General features: G+C 46.8%; 19 protein-coding genes. 16 read left to right on the forward strand and 3 right to left on the reverse strand.

The features are described from left to right. Together ACSHX2_RS08655 and ACSHX2_RS08660 are read right to left on the reverse strand one after the other, a co-directional pair. Positions 1–1,479, reverse strand: coding sequence for an O-antigen ligase family protein (locus ACSHX2_RS08655; protein WP_435692535.1), 1,479 nt, complete (start codon positions 1,477–1,479; stop codon positions 1–3). A gap of 651 nt (positions 1,480–2,130) precedes the next feature. Next, positions 2,131–2,859 (reverse strand): integrase catalytic domain-containing protein, encoded by a 729-nt coding sequence (locus ACSHX2_RS08660; RefSeq protein ID WP_435692536.1) that lies wholly within the window; start codon positions 2,857–2,859, stop codon positions 2,131–2,133. Positions 2,860–3,074: 215 nt separating this feature from the next. On the opposite strand from ACSHX2_RS08660, the gene ACSHX2_RS08665 reads away from it, so the two are divergent. The 16 genes from ACSHX2_RS08665 to ACSHX2_RS08740 all read left to right on the forward strand — a co-directional run bounded on the left by ACSHX2_RS08665 (position 3,075) and on the right by ACSHX2_RS08740 (position 20,043). Continuing rightward, positions 3,075–4,334: a hypothetical protein gene (locus tag ACSHX2_RS08665; protein WP_435692537.1), complete on the forward strand. Its 1,260-nt coding sequence runs from the start codon at positions 3,075–3,077 to the stop codon at positions 4,332–4,334. A 115-nt stretch (positions 4,335–4,449) separates the two neighbouring features. After that, positions 4,450–5,043 (forward strand): hypothetical protein, encoded by a 594-nt coding sequence (locus ACSHX2_RS08670; RefSeq protein WP_435692538.1) that lies wholly within the window; start codon positions 4,450–4,452, stop codon positions 5,041–5,043. Positions 5,044–5,129: 86 nt separating this feature from the next. Continuing rightward, complete coding sequence (locus tag ACSHX2_RS08675) at positions 5,130–5,927, forward strand: polysaccharide biosynthesis/export family protein (RefSeq protein WP_435692539.1); 798 nt, start codon at positions 5,130–5,132, stop codon at positions 5,925–5,927. A 184-nt stretch (positions 5,928–6,111) separates the two neighbouring features. Beyond that, positions 6,112–8,169: a polysaccharide biosynthesis tyrosine autokinase gene (locus tag ACSHX2_RS08680; RefSeq protein WP_435692540.1), complete on the forward strand. Its 2,058-nt coding sequence runs from the start codon at positions 6,112–6,114 to the stop codon at positions 8,167–8,169. A 39-nt stretch (positions 8,170–8,208) separates the two neighbouring features. Continuing rightward, complete coding sequence (locus tag ACSHX2_RS08685) at positions 8,209–9,654, forward strand: lipopolysaccharide biosynthesis protein (protein ID WP_435692541.1); 1,446 nt, start codon at positions 8,209–8,211, stop codon at positions 9,652–9,654. Beyond that, positions 9,629–10,558 (forward strand): sulfotransferase family protein, encoded by a 930-nt coding sequence (locus ACSHX2_RS08690; RefSeq protein ID WP_435692542.1) that lies wholly within the window; start codon positions 9,629–9,631, stop codon positions 10,556–10,558. Before ACSHX2_RS08685 ends, ACSHX2_RS08690 begins: the two co-directional genes overlap by 26 nt. Positions 10,559–10,560: 2 nt before the next feature. Beyond that, a complete protein-coding gene (locus tag ACSHX2_RS08695) occupies positions 10,561–11,613 on the forward strand; it encodes a hypothetical protein (protein ID WP_435692543.1) in 1,053 nt (350 codons plus the stop codon). Then, entirely contained in the window at positions 11,606–12,244 is a 639-nt protein-coding gene (locus ACSHX2_RS08700; RefSeq protein WP_435692544.1) for a glycosyltransferase, read from the forward strand. Before ACSHX2_RS08695 ends, ACSHX2_RS08700 begins: the two co-directional genes overlap by 8 nt. Beyond that, positions 12,196–13,398 carry a hypothetical protein gene (locus tag ACSHX2_RS08705; protein ID WP_435692545.1) on the forward strand — a complete coding sequence of 401 codons (1,203 nt, stop codon included), beginning with the start codon at positions 12,196–12,198 and terminating at the stop codon, positions 13,396–13,398. The genes ACSHX2_RS08700 and ACSHX2_RS08705 overlap by 49 nt, the downstream gene beginning before the upstream one ends. Beyond that, positions 13,391–14,047 carry a CatB-related O-acetyltransferase gene (locus tag ACSHX2_RS08710; RefSeq protein ID WP_435692546.1) on the forward strand — a complete coding sequence of 219 codons (657 nt, stop codon included), beginning with the start codon at positions 13,391–13,393 and terminating at the stop codon, positions 14,045–14,047. The genes ACSHX2_RS08705 and ACSHX2_RS08710 overlap by 8 nt, the downstream gene beginning before the upstream one ends. A 17-nt stretch (positions 14,048–14,064) precedes the next feature. Next, positions 14,065–15,210: a hypothetical protein gene (locus ACSHX2_RS08715; protein WP_435692547.1), complete on the forward strand. Its 1,146-nt coding sequence runs from the start codon at positions 14,065–14,067 to the stop codon at positions 15,208–15,210. Between the two features lie 65 nt (positions 15,211–15,275). Beyond that, complete coding sequence (locus tag ACSHX2_RS08720) at positions 15,276–16,406, forward strand: O-antigen ligase family protein (RefSeq protein WP_435692548.1); 1,131 nt, start codon at positions 15,276–15,278, stop codon at positions 16,404–16,406. Then, positions 16,403–17,479 (forward strand): glycosyltransferase family 4 protein, encoded by a 1,077-nt coding sequence (locus tag ACSHX2_RS08725; RefSeq protein ID WP_435692549.1) that lies wholly within the window; start codon positions 16,403–16,405, stop codon positions 17,477–17,479. The genes ACSHX2_RS08720 and ACSHX2_RS08725 overlap by 4 nt, the downstream gene beginning before the upstream one ends. A 16-nt stretch (positions 17,480–17,495) precedes the next feature. Further along, entirely contained in the window at positions 17,496–18,644 is a 1,149-nt protein-coding gene (locus ACSHX2_RS08730) for a glycosyltransferase (protein WP_435692550.1), read from the forward strand. Positions 18,645–18,647: 3 nt separating this feature from the next. Then, the gene (locus ACSHX2_RS08735; protein WP_435692551.1) at positions 18,648–19,193 is read left to right on the forward strand and encodes a WcaF family extracellular polysaccharide biosynthesis acetyltransferase; all 546 of its coding nucleotides are present in this window, start codon (positions 18,648–18,650) and stop codon (positions 19,191–19,193) included. Further along, complete coding sequence (locus tag ACSHX2_RS08740; RefSeq protein WP_435692552.1) at positions 19,183–20,043, forward strand: glycosyltransferase family 2 protein; 861 nt, start codon at positions 19,183–19,185, stop codon at positions 20,041–20,043. Before ACSHX2_RS08735 ends, ACSHX2_RS08740 begins: the two co-directional genes overlap by 11 nt. 273 nt (positions 20,044–20,316) lie before the next feature. On the opposite strand, the gene ACSHX2_RS08745 is transcribed toward ACSHX2_RS08740, so the two are convergent. Further along, entirely contained in the window at positions 20,317–21,252 is a 936-nt protein-coding gene (locus ACSHX2_RS08745; RefSeq protein WP_435692553.1) for a type I phosphomannose isomerase catalytic subunit, read from the reverse strand. Between the last annotated feature and the right edge of the window lie 79 nt (positions 21,253–21,331).

Below are 21,331 nucleotides of genomic sequence, written 5' to 3' on the forward strand. Positions count from 1 at the left end.
TCAGCAATCGGCTGGCTGCGATCTATACCTAACTTTACTTTTGCGTCTCAAGCTCGTGGCTGCCCAGCCGATGCTCATGACGGCGGCGAAGCTGATGGCGATGGATTCGATTTGGAAAGGGAAGTCGACAGTGGCATGGAGGAGGAAGATGAACATGCCAATAGCGGCTCCATTGAAATAAAAGAGGTGGGCGTGTGTGTGGGCTTTGTTTTTTGCTAGGATTTCGTAGAGTAGGAGGAAGCCTGACCCGCCAATGAGCAGGATCCAGAAAGTGGTTCCTAGCCAGCCCCATTCGATGAGTGTTTCAAGGTGGTCGTTGTGGGCATAGACCCACTTGGATTTCAGTGAGTCACCTTTGTCTAGAGTAAAAAAAGGAAAGAGGGGCATGAAAGAGCCCGGGCCGTAGCCTAGTGCCTCCCATTTGGGGAAGCGTGGGTGCTTGGTTTCGAGCATCTCTATCATGCTGTGATTGGCTAGGTGACGTTGAGTGAGTGTGTTGAAATTTGATTCCTCTGCTTGTTCCCATCGTTGGGAGACCAGTCCACCAAAGCTTAAAGTGGTGAGCACCATGGCGCCGAGCAAGGCGCCAGCGAGAATGTTACGTTCGTGCGGGCTGCCGCTGGGTAGGAGAGAGCTAGATTGTTTGATCAGTCGCCAGATTGCTCGGAAATTAGTGATGAGCCAGAGGAATAAAGTCGCTGCCGTAAAAATGGCACCTGCTTTGGAGCCGGCACTCATCGCTGCGGCGGTGATGCCGATGATGCCGATACCTATACAGAGTGGTCTGGTGGGCGTGGCGTGTTTATTTTTACTAAGTTCGTGGGTGATGGCGAGTAGATGGCTGAGCCCGACGGAGAGACAGAGATTGAGATAGCAAGAGGCTATTCCAGGGCTGCGGAAAGTGGCGAAAAAGAGGACGCGCTGTGTGTCGAAAAGCTCCTTGTTCCAGAAGAAGCCCTCGGCCTCAGTGAACCGTTGAGCAAGCCCAAGGAGTGCAATGCTCACGCCTGTCCAGAAAAGGGTGCCACAGAGGGTGGAGAGTTTGAGTGCGCGATTCGCGATACAGCGTCGGAGTGCTAAAAAATAGCAAAGCCCTGGGATGATATAGCTGAGTCGATCCCAGGCTTCTCGCTTGTCGACTGTTCCGGGGAGCAAGGGCGAGGGCTGGCTGTCGAGTTCGATAATTTCCCAAAAATAATGCCGAGTGCCGATAATTTCATTTTGGATGAAATGGCCCCAAGCGTTGTGAAGCATCCAGAGGCCTTGGCTGGCGAGTAGGCTGACGAGGAAAAGCGATGTCCATCTGCTTAGTGGCGCGCGGTCTGGTTTCTCACCTTTAAGTAAAAAGCTAGCCGCGACTGCGATCCATGTAGCGTATATCAACGGCCAGCGGTATTCACCGTAGTACGATCCAAGCCACCACGGTCCGATGGCGAGAGGGAGTAGGGTTATGGCTATGAGAATAGAGCGCAGGGGCATACCGTGAAAGGCTGGAGGCTTAGGGTCTAAGAATCAAGAGAGAAAAGTCTGTTGAGTAGACTAGGGATAGAGAGTCCTCTTACTGCCTTCACACAATTGCTTGGGGATGCCTGTTGCTTCATGAATAGAGCACACCCAAGCTCTTGATCAGTCTCGATAGCATTGCCTCATAATTAGGGCACTCTACTCTTCTTTGTTTTTGGGTTAATTGTTGCCTAGGAAGTCTGGGCGGAGCGTAGTGGAGAACGGCCTTCCGAGGTAAGCGATTCGTTTCACTCCTGCTTGATGAGTTGCTCTCGTTCCCTCCAAAAGGCGTCTTCTTTTTTTCGGATTTCTGCTCTCATTTTAAATGGATCATTCGCCGATAGTTGGTGCTCAATGTGTAGCAGCTATGCTCTTCAGATAGTTTCCCGCTCATTAGCAGTCGCTGAGCTGGAGTGAGGCTCGTCTTGCCGTGCCGACGGACATGCTTTGAGCCTTCGCGTACTCTGCTCTCCTGTTTCATTGTAACGCAATATAGGTTCTTACAGAGGCTCCATAGTTTAAGTAACTCGTTAAGCTCAGTAAGCTGCTCTTAATGGTGAAGACGATCATAGCCAAGCAATCCTCTAACATGCGTGTAGTTCTTCTGCTCCACATAAGCCTGATTTTTTAAAAATAGGGACGTGACCTTGTCTGGTGAATGTCCTTTTTCTTTAACCAATCGTAGACAAAGTAATTTAAAAACTCGCCTCCGTTATCGCTATCTACTCCCAATAATTTAAAGGGTTGGCTCTCATAAATAGATTCCAAACCTTCCAGCGAGGCGTGCTGACCCCTATTCCATATAGCTCGGAGCTCGGTCCAGCCGCTTGCTGCATCAACGCTGGTAAGCGTCCAAACAAAGCTGCCGCTCATGTCTCCTCCGCAATGAGCCACCGTATCAACTTCAGTCCATTCAGGCTCACAAGTGGACCAGCTTTCCGCCCGAACTTCGACCAGGATTTTGACTCCTGAGGCTGGTTTTGGTGGTCTCACTTTTTTGCCAGCTGTCACCTTAAAATTCTTCAATGATCGATCGATGCTAGCCGCACTGATCGTCTTTAATTGCTGCTGAACTTCGTCTGACACTTCAAGATAGGGAACCCAAATGAGTAACATGTCTTTCATGCGTTTGCCACATGGCTGATTCATGACGAGCCAGCAGCTTTTTAGAGCTTCTATGGCGGCTCCATTATATTGTGCTGGGGCTCCTCGCTGGCCTTTTGTTCCTGACTTTCTATTCTGTCCAAGGATCACTTTATTGGCATGCTTTCGCTCCCAGCCAGTCACCTCCACGAGCTCGTCTAGCAATTTAGTTTTGGCTCTGCGACCAGTCATGCGGGTATATCGCTCCCGCATTTTTATCGTCTATTCTTCAATGCTTTTTTCACTCATAGCCATGATTGGGCTAGAGTGTCCTCATTTATGAGGCAACGGGAGCTATTCGGAGCGGAATCAATATTTTTTTGGTGTCCTCTTCAATGAGGCAACACGGGATGGATTCAAATGGTTGTTTGGCTCTTGACATTTTTTCTCTAACTGCTTTTTCTACTAATGCAGACCGCACCCCTAATATGAATACTACGCAGTTTAAAAAACCCCTCAGCTCCCAAGTGCTAACTGCGCTAGGAGTTGTAGCTTTAGTCGGAAGCGCGACAGCGCAAGATCTTACTGGAACCTACGGCACGTTCAGTGAAGCTGCGCTTGATGCTGCGTCACTTGATGCTTTTGGCGACGAAGGGCTTTCAGATGATACTTTGGCGTCACAAATGTTTGAGTATTTCTCCTTTGGAGTGAGGACGAGTGCCCAATATAATAATAATATTTTTCTTACCGAGACTGATGAAGTAGAAGATTTCATCTTCCGTGTGAGTGTGCCCCTTGAGCTGGCAAATAGCCGGAATGCAGAGAATCAGTGGAACTTAAGTTATACACCGCGTTTCAACTTATATGCGGACAATTCAGACCAAGACAGTGTCGACCAGTTTTTGGATGCTGGGTATAGGCATGTATTTGCGAAAACAACCGTGGATGTAGGGCTTGGGTATCAAAATACTGATGGAGCAGACCGCTTTGCTTCTGGATCCATTGCGAAGAGCTCGTATACAGGTGATTTGAGTATCTCTCATCAGTACTCAGGTAAGTCACGTTTTGATTTCGATATAGGAGCGCTTGCAGATGAATTTGAAAGTGATCGCTTGTTTGATCGTGAGCGCTACAATGCGCGTCTTTCATGGCAGTATCAGGTGACTGGCAAGTTTGATGTAGGCCCATATATCGGCTATGAGTACACTGCTGTTGAGGGGGCTGAGAACCCAGATCAGAATGCGCTTTCATTCGGCGCGAGAGGTAATTACCAGGCCTTTGGGAAGACGACTCTTATTGGCTATCTCGGTGTGGAGTTTCGCGAATTTGAAGGCGGGAATCTCGATACTAGAGTGTCACCCACCTTTGAGTTTGGTGCGCGTCACCAGCTCACAGGGAAGACGACTTTGACTGGGTTACTTTATCATAATATCCGTGCTTCGTACTCTGATGCAGGTCAAGACTACTCAGCTACCGGCTTGAACTTGTCAGCGGTTTATGCTGCGACAACACGCATTAGCGTTCTTACGGGGCTGAGTTATGAGTATGATAACTACTTTGCCACCTCTTCTGCAGGTGTTGGTGATCTTGATGGTGATTACATAAATCTCTTCTTACGTGGGAACTACATCATGGATAACGGCTTCACAGTTGGTTCTGGTCTCCGTTATTCAGCAAACGACTCCGAAACGGATTCTCGTGATTTCGGGAATTTCATCTTTGATCTTACTGCGAGTTACGCTTTTTAATGTCCACTATTTAGTGAAATAAGTGAGTTAGGAGAGTTTTCGAGTTGCAAAGGTAGGGTGCTTTCTTTACCTATGAGCAGGAGCTTTCCTTCGCTACCCCCAATAAACCACCACTATGAAAACAAGATCCATATTTCAGCTTAGCGCGATAAGCGCTTTTTCAGCCATGGCCAGCCTCGGCCTGATGATGCCAACTCATGTCTCTGCGCAAGAAGCCTCTTCTGCTGAAGAGGCTATTAAATCCGCTGGGATTTCAGTGGAGGTGCCAGTAGATGGAGTCCCAGTGAAGTATACTGTCGATGGTGAAGAATTCGAGGTTTCACCTGGTGCAAGCATGCAGTTGCCATCTGGGGCTGCTAATATCGTTTTGCCAGCAGGCACAGTGCTAAGCGCTTCCAAGACCACTACTTCTGGAACTAAATCTATAGCCAAGTTCGAAGTCGTTAATGATATTACTTTTCCATCTTTCTCCGCTAAGGATGTAAGAAGGACTCTGAAGCGCTTCCCTAGAGGTATTCGTGGTTTAGAGTCTTTCTGGATGACCCCTAACGGAGAACTTGTGCGTAATCCTCGTATGGACTATGGCGTCATGGAATTAGTTAGGTATGCTGAACTCGTTCAAGTGAATGCAGCTAACGTCAATGCCGTACTCGGTAAGGGCGGTACCGATGATAATGGTCGTAAGGGCAAGAACGGTAGTAAAAACTAAAGTTTCCTACCCTTCCCCCGATTTTTTCTAGGGGTGCTACGTGTTTAATCGTGGCGCCCTTTCTTTTGTACTATTTGTTCACATCTATGAGATCATTCTTATTCTCTTTTCTGGTTTTTCTCGCTTCTTTCGTTGTCAGTCATGCTGAAGATGTGAAGGAATATAAGCTCCAGAAAGACGACGTTATTCGTTTGCTTGTTTTTCAGGAGCCAGATCTGGCCACAGAGTCAAAAATTGGCAAATCTGGCTATGTGTCTTTTCCATTAATAGGTAACATAAAAGTTTCGGATAAAAGTCTAAAGGAACTAGAAGAAGAGATTAAAGCACTTTACGAAAAGGATTACCTCGTCAATGCCCAGATCAACCTTTCGATTCTTGGTTTTGCAGAAAAATGGGTCATTGTTGGTGGTGATGTTCGCTCTCCTGGTACGGTGCCCTTTCCTGAAGAAGGAGCTCTCGATTTAAGAGGGGCTGTGGCTCAGGCTGGTGGAGTGTTAGAGTCAGCGAATACTGGTGGAATCATTGTCCGTAGTAAGGGCGGCGCGATCAACCATTTCAGTTTAAAAGGTTCCGGTAGTCGGGTGATGAAGCATGGTGATACTGTTACAGTCCCGCGCCAAACAATGCAGAAGATGACTCTTACAGTCTCAGGTCAAGTGAATCGTCCAGGTGTGGTGGAGTACCCGAGAGAGGGTAAGATGGACGTCATGACTGCCCTAGCTCAAGCTGGTGGCTTTAGCCGCATCGCCTACAAAAAAGCAGTCACGATTCACCGTAATAAACGTCAAATGTTAGTCGACATCCGCGCCATAGAGCAAGGCCAAGCACCTATGTTCTTCCTCGAGCCCGGTGATCTTATTGTCGTGCGTGAAAGTCGCTTCTAAAACACTCTGTGTTTTAGAAGAGCAATAGGGGAAAATACGAACTGCAAAGTTGGAATTAACTATAGCTTAAGCGCTCCCACATAAACTTTCTTCACTTAAACTTAAACTGCAGCGAGGCTGCACCTTAAACAGTCGCTACAGCGACTTCACTTAAACAGTCGGCGTAGCCGACCCCTATTCTAAAATGAGCCGAGACATTGATCCTTTTGCAGATGATGCCGTAGAATCCCGTATTTCCTTAAATGAAGAACTGCCGGTCACTAATAGACTAGGCATGAGTAATATCCGTCAGGCGCTTGGTCGTTGGTGGATTATGCTCATTTTTGGTATACTCGGTTACTGCGGGGCGCTTTACTACATGTCCGTTAAGCCGCCGAGCAACGAAGCCTTGGCTGTACTCGAGGTGGATATGAAGGATGAAAGAATTCTTGGGGCAGAGCTTAACCAAGAACGTAGTAATGCCGAACTAAGAATTGCTACCGAGATGAGTAAGGTAACTGGTCCAGCGATTCTTGCTGCAACGGCAGAGAGCCCTGAGGTTCAAGCCCTGCAAAAGGCTATTCCGCCTAAATTTTCTTTCAAACCACGCTACATGCGAACAGAGGAGGAGCTAGCCTACGCTCCAGCGAGCTCAGTCGAAATCAGTGAGCTCGTGGGTAAAATGGCGGGAGCATGGATTTCGGTGAATGGCCGCAAAGGTACTTCACTGATTGAGGTGCGCGTGTCACACCCTGATCCTGAAGCGGCGAGAGTGATTGCTGACACCTTGATCAAGGTGTACAAAGAGCGCGAAGAATCTCAGCTCGTAGGTGGTTCAGCGGATGCGGTGAAGATTCTTAAAAAAGAGGCAGACAATGCGAAGCTTAGTTTAGAGTCTTCAGAGAAGTCCGTTCAAGTATACGTTTCAGCGATTAAGCTAAGTGAGCAAATTCAAGCGAAGCGTGCCGAAGTAATTGTGCTAAGACAGCGTTACTTGCCGAAGCACCCGGCGCGCATCCAAGAAGAAGCGATCTATTCCGACTTATTAAAGCGCTTTGGTCGGGAGATTAAGCGTTCCTCAGAAAAACCTTCAGAAAAAGCCTACTGGTTTGAATACAGAGACCAATTAGATGCTCTTGAGAAAATTGTGGTGGCTGGAGGAACTGAGAGTTCTGAAGCCGCTGATGAGTGGGTGCTCCTAGCGCAGTCAGCTCTCGCTACACGTGCTAACCTCCTCAATGGGACAGTGAGTCAGGCAAAAAATCAGTACGAATCGATCACTCGCCGGATGACTGAGATTGACGTGGCAGACGATCGGGAAATGAATAGTATTAAAATCATTGAACCAGCTTTTGTTTCAATGACTGGTGATTCCATGCGCCTTATCTATCTCGCAGCCGGCTCAGTGCTCGGAGTCTTCGTAGGCTTTGGTGTGGCTTACTTACTATCAGTCATTGATTATAAAATCTATGACGTGCGTTCTGCGGAAGAGGCAACTGGACTTACAGCCCTTGCTGCGATTCCTGCATCGACTAAATTTAACCGTAAAAAAGAGTGGCAGTCAGTACTGCAGCACGATCCGCATTCAGCGAACTCTGAAGCGATTCGCAATCTGCGCGCTTCGGTCGTTTTATTTGGCAAACAAGAGCGCAACAAGATTCTGCTCATCACTTCCGCTATTCCTGGCGAAGGGAAGACGACGATTTCAGCAGAACTCGCGGCAGCCTTTGCGATGAACAAGGAGCGCACACTCTTGGTGGATCTAGATTTACGCCGTCCCAAATTGACGGAAACTTTCCCACAGCTCAAAGGTGCTCCAGGTGTGGTCGAGGTGCTTGCTGGACAGGCCAAGCTGGAAGATGTGTTTCATGACACGGACATTCCCCACCTCAAGGTGCTAGGATCAGGTAACAGAGCGCCCAATCCATCTGAACTCCTTCACGAAGCAGAGTTTGTCACCATTCTTGAACAATTAGGGCCACGCTTTGACCGTATCATTCTTGACTCTGCACCGGTGCTGCCTGTGGCAGATTCTCGTCTCCTCGCTAAGCATGCGCATTCGGTTATCCTCGTGGTGCGCACTCGGAAGACGCCGATCGGGGCCATCCTCCGCGCGCGTGATCTGCTCAAGTTTGCTGGCGCAAAAGTCGGCGGTGTGGTGGTCAATGGTATGCGTGGCAATGATGGGAATAAATATCATGGTTACAAAGGCTTCGGCGAATATGGAGCAGAAGACTACGGCTACTATGGTGATAAGAAGTAGTTATCCTGTTTTTCTTTATTTCCCCCATCAATTTATTTCGTGAGCAATCAGCTGAAAGACTCTTCTGTCGATTTTAAGGATTTAAAAAAAAAATCCATCAGAGGGGGGGCTGTCACCCTTGTGGCACAGGCAGTCCAGATCAGTATTCAGTTGGTGTCGACTGTTGTTCTCGCTCGTTTACTTGGTCCCGAAGAATTTGGGGTGATTGCGATGGTGATGGCGGTCGCAGCCTTCGCTCAGGTGTTTGGTGATTTAGGTCTCTCTACAGCAGCGATTCAAAAAAAAGATCTTACTGATGCGCAGCAGAGTAACTTGTTTTGGATCAATGTTTTAGTTGGAACGGGTCTTACTTGTGTGGTCGCGGCGAGTGCGCCTCTAGTTGCAAATTTTTACGACAGACCAGAGCTACTATGGGTGACCGTCGCCATTTCACTAAGTTTCTTGATCGCTAGCCTGGGGGCTCAGCACGGTGCCCGTCTGACCAGGGACATGCTGTTTGCTAAGAAATCCACGGCAAGTATTGCGGGAGCATTAGTAACCTTGATCGCTTCGATTGTGTTAGCGTACAAGGGTTATAGTTATTGGTCCTTGGTCTGGGGCAGACTGGCTGGTGGTGTAGTGACAATGCTAGCGCTCTGGGCTTTCTCACCCTTCATGCCAAGTTTACCTCATCGAGGTAGTGGGGTACGGGAGCTAGTAGGTTTCGGCGCGAATGTGACGGCTTTTGATTTTGTGAATTATTTTTCGAGGAACTTAGATAATATTTTAATTGGCCGTGTGTGGGGTGCTGTAGAATTAGGTTTTTATTCAAGAGCATACCAGCTTTTGATGGTTCCTGTGATGACCTTACGAGCTCCAATTCAAGCAGTGGCTTTTCCAGCCATGAGTAAGCTGGACTCGAAGGGACCAGATTTCCGTGAATACTATAAGAAAAGTACAGAGATACTGGCTTGGTTAACTATCCCCACAGTTGGTTTTCTTTATTTTCATGCCGAGGCTGTTATCTCCTTATTACTTGGTGAGGAATGGTTGGCATCTGTGCCTATTTTTAAGGCCTTTGCAATTGTTGGGATGATACAGCCTGTAGCGAGTTTGAGAGGTATAATATTATTGAGCTCAGGGCAACCTAGACGTTACTTGTATGCAGGCATAATTTCTTCAGTGGTTGTATGTTTGGCGTTTCTCTATGGGGTGCAGACGGGAGTAGAGTACCTTGCACAATGTTATGCCGCAGCGGTGGTACTCTCATTTTATCCTATGTACCTTTATGCCATTAAAAATACTTCTTTACTTAAATTAGATATATTACGTGCATGTATTTGGCCAATAATCGCCTTATTCTTTAGTTCTGTGCTATATAAGTTACCTATTTATGTGAAATCACAACCATTGGCACAGTATGGAGTGTTAATGCTGTTATCTATTGGAGCTGTATTTTTAACAAATAAGAAATTAAAAGATGCAAAGATTAAGAATTTTTTCTGATAAAATTATAAAGTTGAGCTCCTTTTATGGAGAGGATCGTTTACCAGTGAAAGGTTTAAATAGGTGTCGATTTTTATTACATACTTTTACTGAAAAGCAGCTTCTGAAATATAGTTTTAGTAATGTTTCAAGTTTCAAAAAACCAATATTTATTGTTGGGGCACCTCGTTCCGGCACAACTTTTTTAGGAGAGTGTATTTCTAATGTGTCGGGGATAGATTATTTTTTTGAACCTGTTTACACAAAATCACTGGGGTATGATGTTGGCGCACATCAAATTTCTGATGAGCATGCTAAAAAAGAATTTTCAAAAGTATATAATGCTCTTTTAAGTAATTCTTCTTTGCGGTTTTGTGAGAAGACACCGACGAATATCTTCCTTATTGAGAAACTATTAAAATGGTTTCCTGGGGCACAATTTATTCATATAATTCGCAATGGAGGGGATATGGCTATGTCACATGTCAAAAAGGGGTGGTTAACTAAATCTATGGCGGAACCCTTGTCATATGAAATTGGCGGCTATCGTAATGGTGATATACCTCAGTTCTGGGTCGAGCCTGAGAGAGTTGAGGAATTTCGAGAGACTACAGATTTACATCGTTCTATTTGGGCTTGGCGCACACACGTCGAAGCTGGCCTTGCAGCTGGATGTAACGTTGATGAAAAAAACTATTATGAAGTACGCTATGAGGATCTAGTTATAGATCCTAGTGGTGAAGCAGATAGAATGAGCGTGTTTTTAAATTTTTCAGAAAATCAAAAAAATGAGTTTATTAATAGTTGTAGGTCTTTGAAAAAGAATTCTATAGGAAAGGGCGTTTCGCAATTAAGTACAGAGGAGAAAAATCTAATTAGTGATGAAGCGGGTGTTCTCCTGAATAAGCTTAATTATGACTTCTAATAATGAAAATACTTCTATCTAGCTCCTGTGATGATTCCTTTCGTGGGAATCCATATGTACTTAACTTGATGCAGGCGCTGAAGTTAAATGGTGAGGCACAAGTTGAGTATGGTCTTCATTGGCTCTGGGATCCTCGCTTCTCCTTTAACTTGATTCATTTTCAGTGGCCTGAGGAGATTTTTGGGTGGAGAGCGGCGACAGAGGCTGAGCTTGCTCGTTTGCAACAACGGTTGGAAGAGCATAAAAATGGAGGGGGAAAGTGTGTTATTACTGTGCACAACGAATTACCTCATGGACAATATGCTAAGCCGTTTGAAGCGCTTTATAGGTTGTTGTATGAGTACGCGGATGCCTTAGTGCATTTGGGTGAAGCATCGATCTCATCGATTAAAGCGAGGTATTTTGCTGAGACGAATAGCAAGATTCATCGGGTAATCAAGCATGGTGACTACGGTTGTTTCCTTAATGGCAAGGAGAAAGGAGAGGCGAGGAAATGTCTAAAGCTCAGTGAAGAGGAATTTGTGCTTGTTCATGTTGGTGCTATCCGTAGCGAGAAGGAGCTGGGTTTACTTTTGAGAGGCTTTCGAGTACTTCCTATGCAGAAAAAGAGACTGCTCATAGCGGGGCGCCTCCCTTACCCATCACGTCGAGACTGGCGCCATTACTGGTTGCGCTTACGCTTACAGCGGGATGCTCATGTGCTGCTCGTAGAAAAGAATTTGACGAATGATGAGGTTGAGCGCTGTGTGGTGGCTTCTGATATGCTGTTTATTGCACGGACGGAGAGTTTGAACTCGGGCAACGTAGCACTTGCTTATACTTTTGGAAAAGTCGTAGTGGGGCCGGATATCGCCGTGATTGGTGAAGATCTGCGCGCGGCAGGAAATTATACTTTCGACCCACGGTCTGTAGCTTCTATTGACCAAGCGATTGTAGCTTCTCTGAAGCAGACCGACCAAGGAGATAAAAATAAACAATGGGCGAGTGAGCACATGCATTGGCAAACGATAGCGAGCGACTGTATGGTGCTGTATCAGGAGGTATGGCATGCGTAGGGCCGAGCCTTTTGTAAGCATCATCATCCCTTGCTATAATGCTAAGTTGAAGGTGATCGGTAGCGGGAAGGTGTATGACAGGGGAGCGACTCTAGGTCGTTACGGGATAGATCAAGCTGATTACGAGGATAGGTTCATGCGATACCTGACCGACGAGAATGGAGAGATTCTTCCTTCCGTTGAGTTTTTAGGCTTAATGGGGGCTGAAAAGTTTGAAGTCATGCGCAAGGCGACAGTAGGCGTGGTTAATCCGACAGGCTTAACGGAAAATTGTCCAGGATCTGCATTGGAATTCCAGGCATGTGGAGTTCCTGTGGTGAGCGCAGCAAAAGGGGGGCTGAGAGACACTGTAGCTGATGCTAAAACAGGGATTTTAGTGAGAGATACCAAAGGCCTTAGCGAGGCCATTGTGAGATTGCTGACTGACCAGTCTTTAAATGAACAAATGGGAGCTGCCGCTCAGAGCTTTGTTTCTGGGAAGTTTGGCTATGATTCGGTTTGTCGATCGTGGGCGAGCCTGTTGGATTGTGTAGTAGAGGATAAGAACATTTCTACCATACGCATGAGACCTAAACCCTATTTTTGGCAGGAGAAACGTATGCTCAGAATCCTAATAGGTTTATTCCGATAGATATGAAAAATCCAGCAATAGTTATAGCTGCTTTCAATCGGGCAGAGTCACTCAAAAGGTTGTTAGGCATGATCGCGCGAGCTGAGTACTCAGGCTTAAAAAATGTCACCTTGGTTATTTCTATCGATGGTGGTGGGGCAAAGGAGGTGCATGAAATCGCAGATGCCTTTGAATGGCAGTTTGGTTCTAAAGAGGTAGTTTTAGGTCAAAAGAACCTCGGCTTGAAAGAGCACATCCTTCAGTGTGGTGATCTGACTAAAAGGTTTGGCTCCATCATTATGCTGGAAGATGATTTGGGCTTGTCTCGATATTTTTATCAATATGCAGTTCATGCATTAGAGGCATTTTCAGGAAATGATTTAATCGCTGGTATTTCACTCTACAAGCATCCTAGAAACGTTCATGTGGGGGCTAGTTTCCAAGCCTTAGATACTGGTGCGGGCTATTATTTACAACAATTTGCACAGTCATGGGGACAAGTGTGGGAGTCAGGCAATTGGCGAAATTTTAGAAATTGGCTAGAAGAACAAGTTGATTATCCAGTTGATTTAGATGTTCCTAAGTACGTTCGTTTTTGGCCAGATTCGTCATGGTTAAAGTGGCATATTGCCTACCTGATTGCTCAGGAAAAATATTTTGTTTATCCTACCCAATCTTACTCAACGAACTTTTGTGAATGTGGCACGAATGTAGATGTTGCAGATAATCGTTACCAAGTAGCTTTGGCAAATTACTTGCAGACGATCGATGGCACCCAAGAGCGTGTGATTCCACGCTATGATGCTTACTTTGAAATAGAGAGTGATTCACTCAGCCAATTTTTGAATACCATTTTTGAAGATGTAGTCATTGATCTTTATGGTTACCGGAATTTAGAAATTTATGATCCAGAAAAGAAGGTGCTCACTATCCGTGATGTTAAGCATTATGAATCACAGTGGGCAATGCGGTTACGACCGAGGGAATTTAATGTCATCTGTGATGTGAAAGGCGAAGGGATCTGCATTACTAAAATTAAGCATGTATCGAATGACTCTTGTGTTGCTATGAAAGAGTTCATGTATGTGAAGGAGTGGCCAGGGATTAAGTCATTTATTAAAGTGATGAACTTGGCTGTGTTAGGTAAATTAAGAAAGCGGGGGTGGAATGTTTAACGGTTTAAAAAATACAATCTATAATTTAAAAAACTGGTCAAAGTGGCAGAGAGAGGGTGTGCAAGTCTCCTTAAAAGCTGATGTCAGGGGTGCTACTTTGGATGGGAATACTAAGATTTATTCAGGAGCGATATTGAAGGACTCAGTCGTCGGACGAGGTTCTTATGTATGTCAACATTCGCGATTAGCCAGAACTGAGATTGGGAAGTATTGTTCCATCGGTCCCGAGGTTGTTGTCCTGCCGGGGGCTCATCCCGTCTCAGAACGTTTGTCGACTCACCCCTGTTTTTATTCTAATGCGAAGCAAGCTGGTTTTACCTATGTCTCTGAAAATAATTTTGAAGAATTTCGCTATGTGGGGACAAATGAAGCCTATTACGCCATTATTGGTAGTGACGTTTGGATTGGAGCGCGTGTAATTATACTTGGTGGAGTCAGAATTGGTAATGGCGCGGTTATTGCCTCTGGTAGTGTGGTGACGAAAGATGTTGGTGATTTTGAAGTTGTCGGAGGTGTGCCCGCTAAATTCATAAAGAAACGCTTTCCTGAATATTTCATTGATGAGATTAAAAAGGATCCATGGTGGGAGCATGATGAAGCATGGATTCAATCAAATCTGATCAGTTTTACAAAAGAGTTAAAAAATTAATTATATTATATCTGTGTATGTTGATATTTGAGACAGGTATCCGAGGCCATCGACTTGAGTACATTAACCATGTGTACCATGGATTTTACGATCGAGAGAGTCTTTCAGAATTGAAGATTGTTGTGCCCACGGATTTTAATTTGTCCCTCGGTGGGCTGTCTTGGCCGCGGAGCGAGGAATGCACATTTTATTATTTAAGTGAGGAGGAACAAGCGAACGCTCAGCTAGCTGGGTGGCGTGGGATTTTACAGCGTAGACGCATCCTAAAAAAGTATGTGGCCAAGGCTAACGACCGGGAGGTGTTTTTAGTGTTTTTAGTAACATATATCCCATCCATCATACTGATGCTGGGGTCAGCTCGTTTTTCCGGTGTGGTCTACAATATTTATACACGTAGCTGTGGAAATGGGCTGAGTGTGTTGAAGGGTTTTCTGCTCTTTTTATTGATGCGGCTGCACCCCTCTGTGGATCGGATCTTTCTGTTGAATGACCAAGAGTCATGCGCTGCCTTTAATGCGAAGTTCGATAGTAGGAAGTTTTGTTATCTTGCTGATCCTTTCATACCAGTGAGTGTTGATGGGGGTGGAGATTATGAGCTATCTAGAAACATGGAGGTCACAACGGTGTTGCATTTTGGCGGCTTGTGCCATCGCAAGGGTACTATGGAGGTTCTCAAATTAGCGGCTTTGTTAGCCGCAGAGGGAGAAGGGCCGCGCTACCGTTTTATTTTTGCGGGTAAAGTGTATGAGGACATCAAAGAGGAGTTTTATGCGCATGTTGAAGCGTTGTCCGGCCAGATAGATGTGCAGGTGATCGATCGTTTTTGTGAGTATTCCTACCTAGGGCATTTGTGTGAAATTTCAGATGTGCTGGCGCTGCCCTATAAAAATGTGGGGCAGAGTAGTGGGTTGCTCGGTTTCGCAGCTCAATTCAATCGGCCGGTTATGGGACCTGAGGAAGGGTTGCTGGGTACCTTGATACGCGAGTACGAGCTTGGATATACACTGCCAGAAATCGATGCCGATGGGATGCGCACTTTACTTTTAGAGAATGAAGAGGGCATAAAGCAGTGGCCAGAGAAGTCGCCAAGTCCGTATCTGCAGACGCACCGGCCAGCCGACTTTCAGAATGCCATTTTAAATAGTGTTGGGAGACATGTATGACTAGACGCATAGAGAATTTTCAATCGGACGCCCTAGCACTGAGTGCCGTGGGGATGGTGTGTATCGTGGGTAATCCAGGGCTTTTGCTTTTTGGCAGCGTGGTGCGCTATGGTTGCATGGCATTTGGACTGGCCATTTTACTTTGGATTTGTGTGCGGCAGCTGCAGCGCAATGCTGAGGCGGTGAATGAGGTGGGCATGGTGGTGGCAGGGGCCTTATTCATGGAAGGCTTTCAATGGATGCGTAATCAGCAAATGTTCGAGTTCACGCAGATTGTTTTTCGAGGAATTCTTTATATCGCCTTTTTGACGGCGCTATTAGCGGGTAAGTATTCCTCGCGCAAACTACTGAAACGGCCTGTTTCTGACGTGTGGAAGGTGATGACGCTGCTGGTGGCAGGGCTCTCTAGTGCCTACATTGTCCTAAGTATTCGTTCTCCTTTGGCCGCTGAGGGAGGGCGAATGGTGGCTGATGAGTCATTGAATCCAGTAGGCGTGGCAACGGTGTATTCGAGTTTGGCTATTGTTGCGGTCATTTTATCGCTCTATCACAACAAATGGTTGTGGCGTGGGATGGCCTATTTTGCATTGGCGGCCTCCTTGTTTGCCGTGCTAAAAACTGGCTCGCGTGGTGGCTTGCTGTTTGCTGTGCTGACGATGTGCGGTGTGCTCGCCTGTCGGATGCGAGGAAAAGACGTGCTAATGAAAAAGCAAATTCTTTGGTTTATTGGGCTAGCTGCGCTTGGTGGTGTGGCCGCTGCAGCCTATATGGTCGATGATCTAGACTTTATCCTGAAACGCTTTAGCAGTTTGTCCGATGGTGGGGATATGTCTACTGAGGCTAGGACTGATTCATACGGTTTCTACCTCTCTCGAGTGAATCGATGGTGGTTGGCGGGTTTAGAATATTATTCAGGGCCTTACCCACATAACTTCTTTCTTGAACTCTGTATCCGATTTGGCGCCATTGGTTTTGTCCTTTCAATCCTCATTATTAGATATGCGTTCAAAACAGCTGGAGCGCTGTGGAACTATCCCCAACCTATCGTGATTCTAGTAGGCGCCATGTTTTTGTTCAACCTCTTGGCTTCCATGACAAGTATGTCGATAGAGATGCACCGCTGGATGGCCTGGGGGCTAGGTGGTATGTTGGGAGTTTTTGCTGGAAAGCTTAAAAAGCAAGGGATGCACAGATGAAATTAGCCATCCAACAAGCAGTGATTCCCGACTACCGATTACCGCTTTATCAGTTGCTGAGAAAGCAGTATGGAGATGATTTTTGTGTGGTCTGTGGTGAGGTTGATTTTTCTCCGACGATTCAGACGGTAGAAGCCGCTGCGGCGGTGCAGTGTAAGGTGCGTAATATTTATCTCTTAGGTAGAAGGTTACTGATCCAAATGGGCGCAGTGAAGCCCCTACTACAGGCCGAGACGGTTGTGCTGAGCTACAACTTACGCATTCTCTCAAACCTATTGGTAGTTTGGCTACGAGCTTTGCTAGGTAAACCTACTTATCTATGGGGGCACATTGACGGGAAGTCCGCTTTGACGCGACGCTTCGGATTTCTGTACACTGCCTTTTCGGCTGGATTTATCAGTTACACAGAATCTCAAGCAGAACTATTACGCGACCGTAAGAAAGGGTACAGCGTGCGCACTGCTGCAAACGCATGTTTTTCTGTAGGAGACTGCGTGGCGTTTCCTGCAGATAAGGAAGTATTAGATATTTTATTTCTAGGCCGTCTGGTAGCAGGGAAAAAGCCAATGCTACTTCTAGAAGCATTCCGTTTTGCTAGAGAGAATGCAATGATTCCCCAAGCTGCTATGCTAGTGATAGTCGGTGATGGACCAGAGCGAGAGCGTCTAGAGAGCTATGTTGAAAAACATCACATTTCTAGCTCTGTTTTTTTCAAAGGTCACGTTAGTGATAAGTCTGTAATGGGTCCACTGTTTGGTAATGCTATTTGCTGTGTTTCCCCAGGCTATGTAGGGCTATCAGTGACGCAGTCCTTTGCCTATGGAGTGGCTGTAGCAGTGGCAGATGATGAACCACATTCTCCAGAGATAGAAGCATGCGTGGAAGGGTGGAATACACAGTATTTTCAATCAGACTGCGTAAAGAGCCTGGCCGCTGTGATTCAGTCTTTCTATAACGAATCAGGAGCATGGCTAAGCAAGAGAGAGGAAATCGTGGAGTGGACGAAGAAAACGTATTCTTACGAACAAATGCTGTTAGCATTTGTGGCCTGCGCTGAAGAAACAAGTTGCTAGAAATAAAATGTCTTCCGTGAAAAAAATCAAAGTTGCCCACTCTAGCGCTCCCATGACTCGTATGGATGGTGGTGTGTTTGCCGCTGTTAGAGATCTTACATTTAATACCGCGCATTTAGGTATTGAGAATGAGGTGTGGATGCCCTTTCGCGAGGATGCAGCGAATGATTCTGCGAGCTGGCAAGGAGCTCACTTACGCGTGACGGGTGCAGTGCGCTGCCGGCCCATTCAGTGGTCACCTCAATTTGAGCGAGAGCTGTTAGCTTCTAGTTGCGATATACTACACACACACGGGATTTGGCAGCATCCTTCGTTTGTCGCGCTGAAGTGGAAAAAAAAACTGAAGCGTCCCCACATTGCCTCGGTGCACGGAATGTTAGAGCCATGGGCCCTCAAGAATAAGGCATGGAAAAAGAAGCCTGTATGGAAACTGTGGGAGCATAAAAACCTACAGACAGCAGATCTATTGCATGCGACTTCGCAACAAGAGGTGGATGTCCTGCGTGCGCTGGGTCTTAAGGCTCCCATTGCGCTGATTGCCAATGGTGTGGATTGTGAGCAATTCAATATTGAGGATGATAGCGCTAGGGATAAAACTGCTTTATTTTTGAGTCGCGTGCATCCGAAAAAAGGTCTCCCTTTGCTGATTGAAGCTTGGGAAAAGGTGAAGCCATCTGGGTGGAAGTTAGAGATAGCTGGACCAGACTCTGGTGGGCATCAGGCCGAGTTGGAGAACCAGATAAAGCGTGCAGGGTTAGAGGAAGTGATTCGTTTCGTCGGGCCGTTAGACGGTGACGAAATTCGTAGTGCGTATAGCAGAGCTTCACTTTTCATACTTCCAACCTATTCTGAAAATTTTGGGATAGTTGTCGCAGAAGCGTTAGCTGCGAGTGTGCCAGTGATTACTACCAAAGGGGCTCCATGGGAGATCCTAGAACGAGAAAATATAGGTTGGTGGACGGAGCCGAGTGTGGAAGGAATTCGGGAAGCTTTGTATGAAGCCACTTGTATTAAAAGTTTAGAGGATCTGCGTGAGATGGGGCGTAGAGCTCCACAAGTAGTCAGAGAGGAATATTCATGGGCAACCATTTCACAACAATTTAGTGAGTGTTATGCGTGGGTCTTGGGGCAAGGAGAAAAACCACAATGCGTAGGAGGAAATTAAACGATGGTCGATTTATCCAAATTTAGCACGGGAGAGTTCGAGCGGGGAGCGAGTCTAATAAAAGAGCTTTTATGGTGGCTTTGCCGCTGTTTGTTTTTTGCGCATTCACTGCCTGTGCCCTCTGTATTTAAAGTGGTATTGTTGAGAGCTTTTGGAGCGAAAGTGGGTGAAGGCGTAGTGATTCGATCTGCGGTGAATATCACCTTCCCATGGCGCGTGACACTTGGTGATCACGTATGGATTGGTGACGAGGTCATGTTTTTGTCTCTCGATGAGGTGCGTGTCGGATCGCATGTGTGTATTTCACAGCGTGCCTTTCTCTGCACCGGCTCACACGATAGCCGACAAGAGAGTTTTGATCTGATTACAAAACCGATCGTGATCAAGGATGGTGTCTGGATTTGTGCATCGAGTTTTGTCGCTCCTGGGGTGACGATGGCGGAATCTAGCATGTGCACGCCAGGATCGGTTGTGGTGAAGGATGTGCAGACGGCGATAGTGGTTGGTGGGAATCCCGCAAAATTTATCAAAAAGAGATATGAAACTTAGCGTAATCACGGCGGTGTATAATCGCGAGGCGACGATGGCCGCGGCGTGTGAAGCGATGGCTGCACAAGACTATGCTGATATCGAGTGGGTAGTGGTCGATGGAGGGTCGGCGGATGGCACAGTAGAGGTGCTGAAGTCTGCGAGCCGTCAACCAGATGTGATGGTTTCTGAACCTGATAAGGGGATTTACGATGCTCTGAATAAGGGGCTCAAGCTGGCCACGGGAGATGTGATCGGCCTGCTGCACTCCGATGATTTTTATCCAAGCCCCTCGGTTCTTAGTGATGTGGCGAAGGTTTTTGAAGATGTGAAAATCGATGCGGTATACGGTGATTTAGAATATGTCGCGGAGCGACGAGAGGAAAAAGGAGAAAGGAAAAAGGAGAAGGTTGAGAGTGCTGCGACGGAGTCGCAGGTGGATGGGTCTGAAAACTGCCACCTGAAAACTGCCAACTCCAGTGACGATCGATTTAAGATCGTCCGTCACTGGTCATCAGGTGAGTACGATCGGGAGAATTTTAAGAAGGGGTGGATGCCGCCGCATCCTGCTTTTTACATGCGTCGGAAATATTACGAGGAGCTGGGTGGCTTTGATCAGCAGTATAAGATCGCGGCGGATTACGACAGCATGGTGCGCTATCTGTGGAAGCATAAGCTTCATGCCAAGTATCTGCCGAAGGTGCTGATGATGATGCGGACGGGTGGGGTGAGTAACCGTAACCTGAAGAACATTATTCAGAAGTCGAAGGAGGACTGGTCCGTGATACAGGAGAACGGTCTCGGGCTGAATGCCTTGCTCTGGAAGAATTTTTCTAAGATTCCGCAGTTTTTTATGAGATCGAAGGTTTAAGGGGATTGATTTAAGAGCCGCTTGTTTGATGGATTTTTCACCACGAATCGATCGAATTGGACGAATGGTGAGGTAGGGCGTGATCGCTGAGCGCGCCGCTGGCCTTATGAGGCTTGGCCTTCAGCCAAGTGTGGTATTAGGATAGGGAATCCTAGGCTGTCGCTTTGCTCTAGCCTAGGCTGGTATAAGTTTCGCCCTTGGCGAAAATGGAGGGAAAGTGCGTTGAGTGTTGAATGGATTGTTTGGTGAAACTGATCCGAAGGGAAAAAAGGTTTAATTTCCTGTAGGAAGGGTGGTTTGGAGGATTTTTGCGCTAGACGCGGCTGTGACTGATGCCGTTGCGGGGAGGAGGAGGAAGTCTCCAGTTGTGTATTCTGAGCCTTCAGTGTCGCGGATAGTTCCTGCGACGATGGTGAGGATGGAGAACTTGTCAGTAGCTGGGTTGCCTAGTGTGTCTCCAGCTATGAGGTTGATTTCGTCAACCTTGTAGTAAGGGCATTCAGCAAGTGTGGTGCCTTTAGGGCTGTCCATAGCGGGCTCAAAATCATCGAAGTCGATACACTTGAGCGATTCTTCGATGTGGAGGTCGCGCGGCTTGCCATCGAGACCTAGACGGTTCCAGTCGAAGACGCGGTAGGTGGTATCTGAGTTTTGCTGGATTTCATAGATGACGAGTCCGGCGCCAATGGCGTGGAGCCTGCCTGAGGGGATGTGGATGGAGTCACCAGCTAGTGGTTGGATGGCGTGGACAAGTTTGTCTGGATCGCCATTGTGGAGAGCTGATTCGAAAGCCTCTTTGGTGGTGCCATTTTTTAAGCCAACGTAGATGGTGGCTCCTGGCGCAGCGTGTGCGATGTACCACATTTCAGTCTTAGCTTCTCCATGGAGTGCAGAGGCGATGTGTTGCGGTGGGTGTACCTGAATGGAGAGGTCGGCCTGGGCATCGAGAATTTTGATGAGGAGGGGGAAGCGCTCAGAGCTGTAGTCGCCAAAGAGTTCAGATCGATGCTCCGACCAGAGTTCATGTAGGGTTTTACCTTTAAAATTTGCAGAGGTGACGACCGATTGCGCCTCACAGCGATCTGAAATCTCCCACGATTCACCGTAGGGTGTGAGAGGATCTGGAAGTGTGTGACGGTAAATGCTTTCGAGCTTTCTACCACCCCACACGCGTTGTTGGTAGATGGGAGTGAAGGTGATAGGGGTCATGAAGGAAGTTTTCAGTTGGTCGTGGTTAGAGTTTGATCGTGATCAACTCTGCTGGGAGTTGAAGCTGATAGATGTAAAA

The sequence above is a fragment of the Rubritalea sp. genome (assembly GCF_051252225.1).
Classification (GTDB): Bacteria; Verrucomicrobiota; Verrucomicrobiia; order Verrucomicrobiales; family Akkermansiaceae; genus Rubritalea.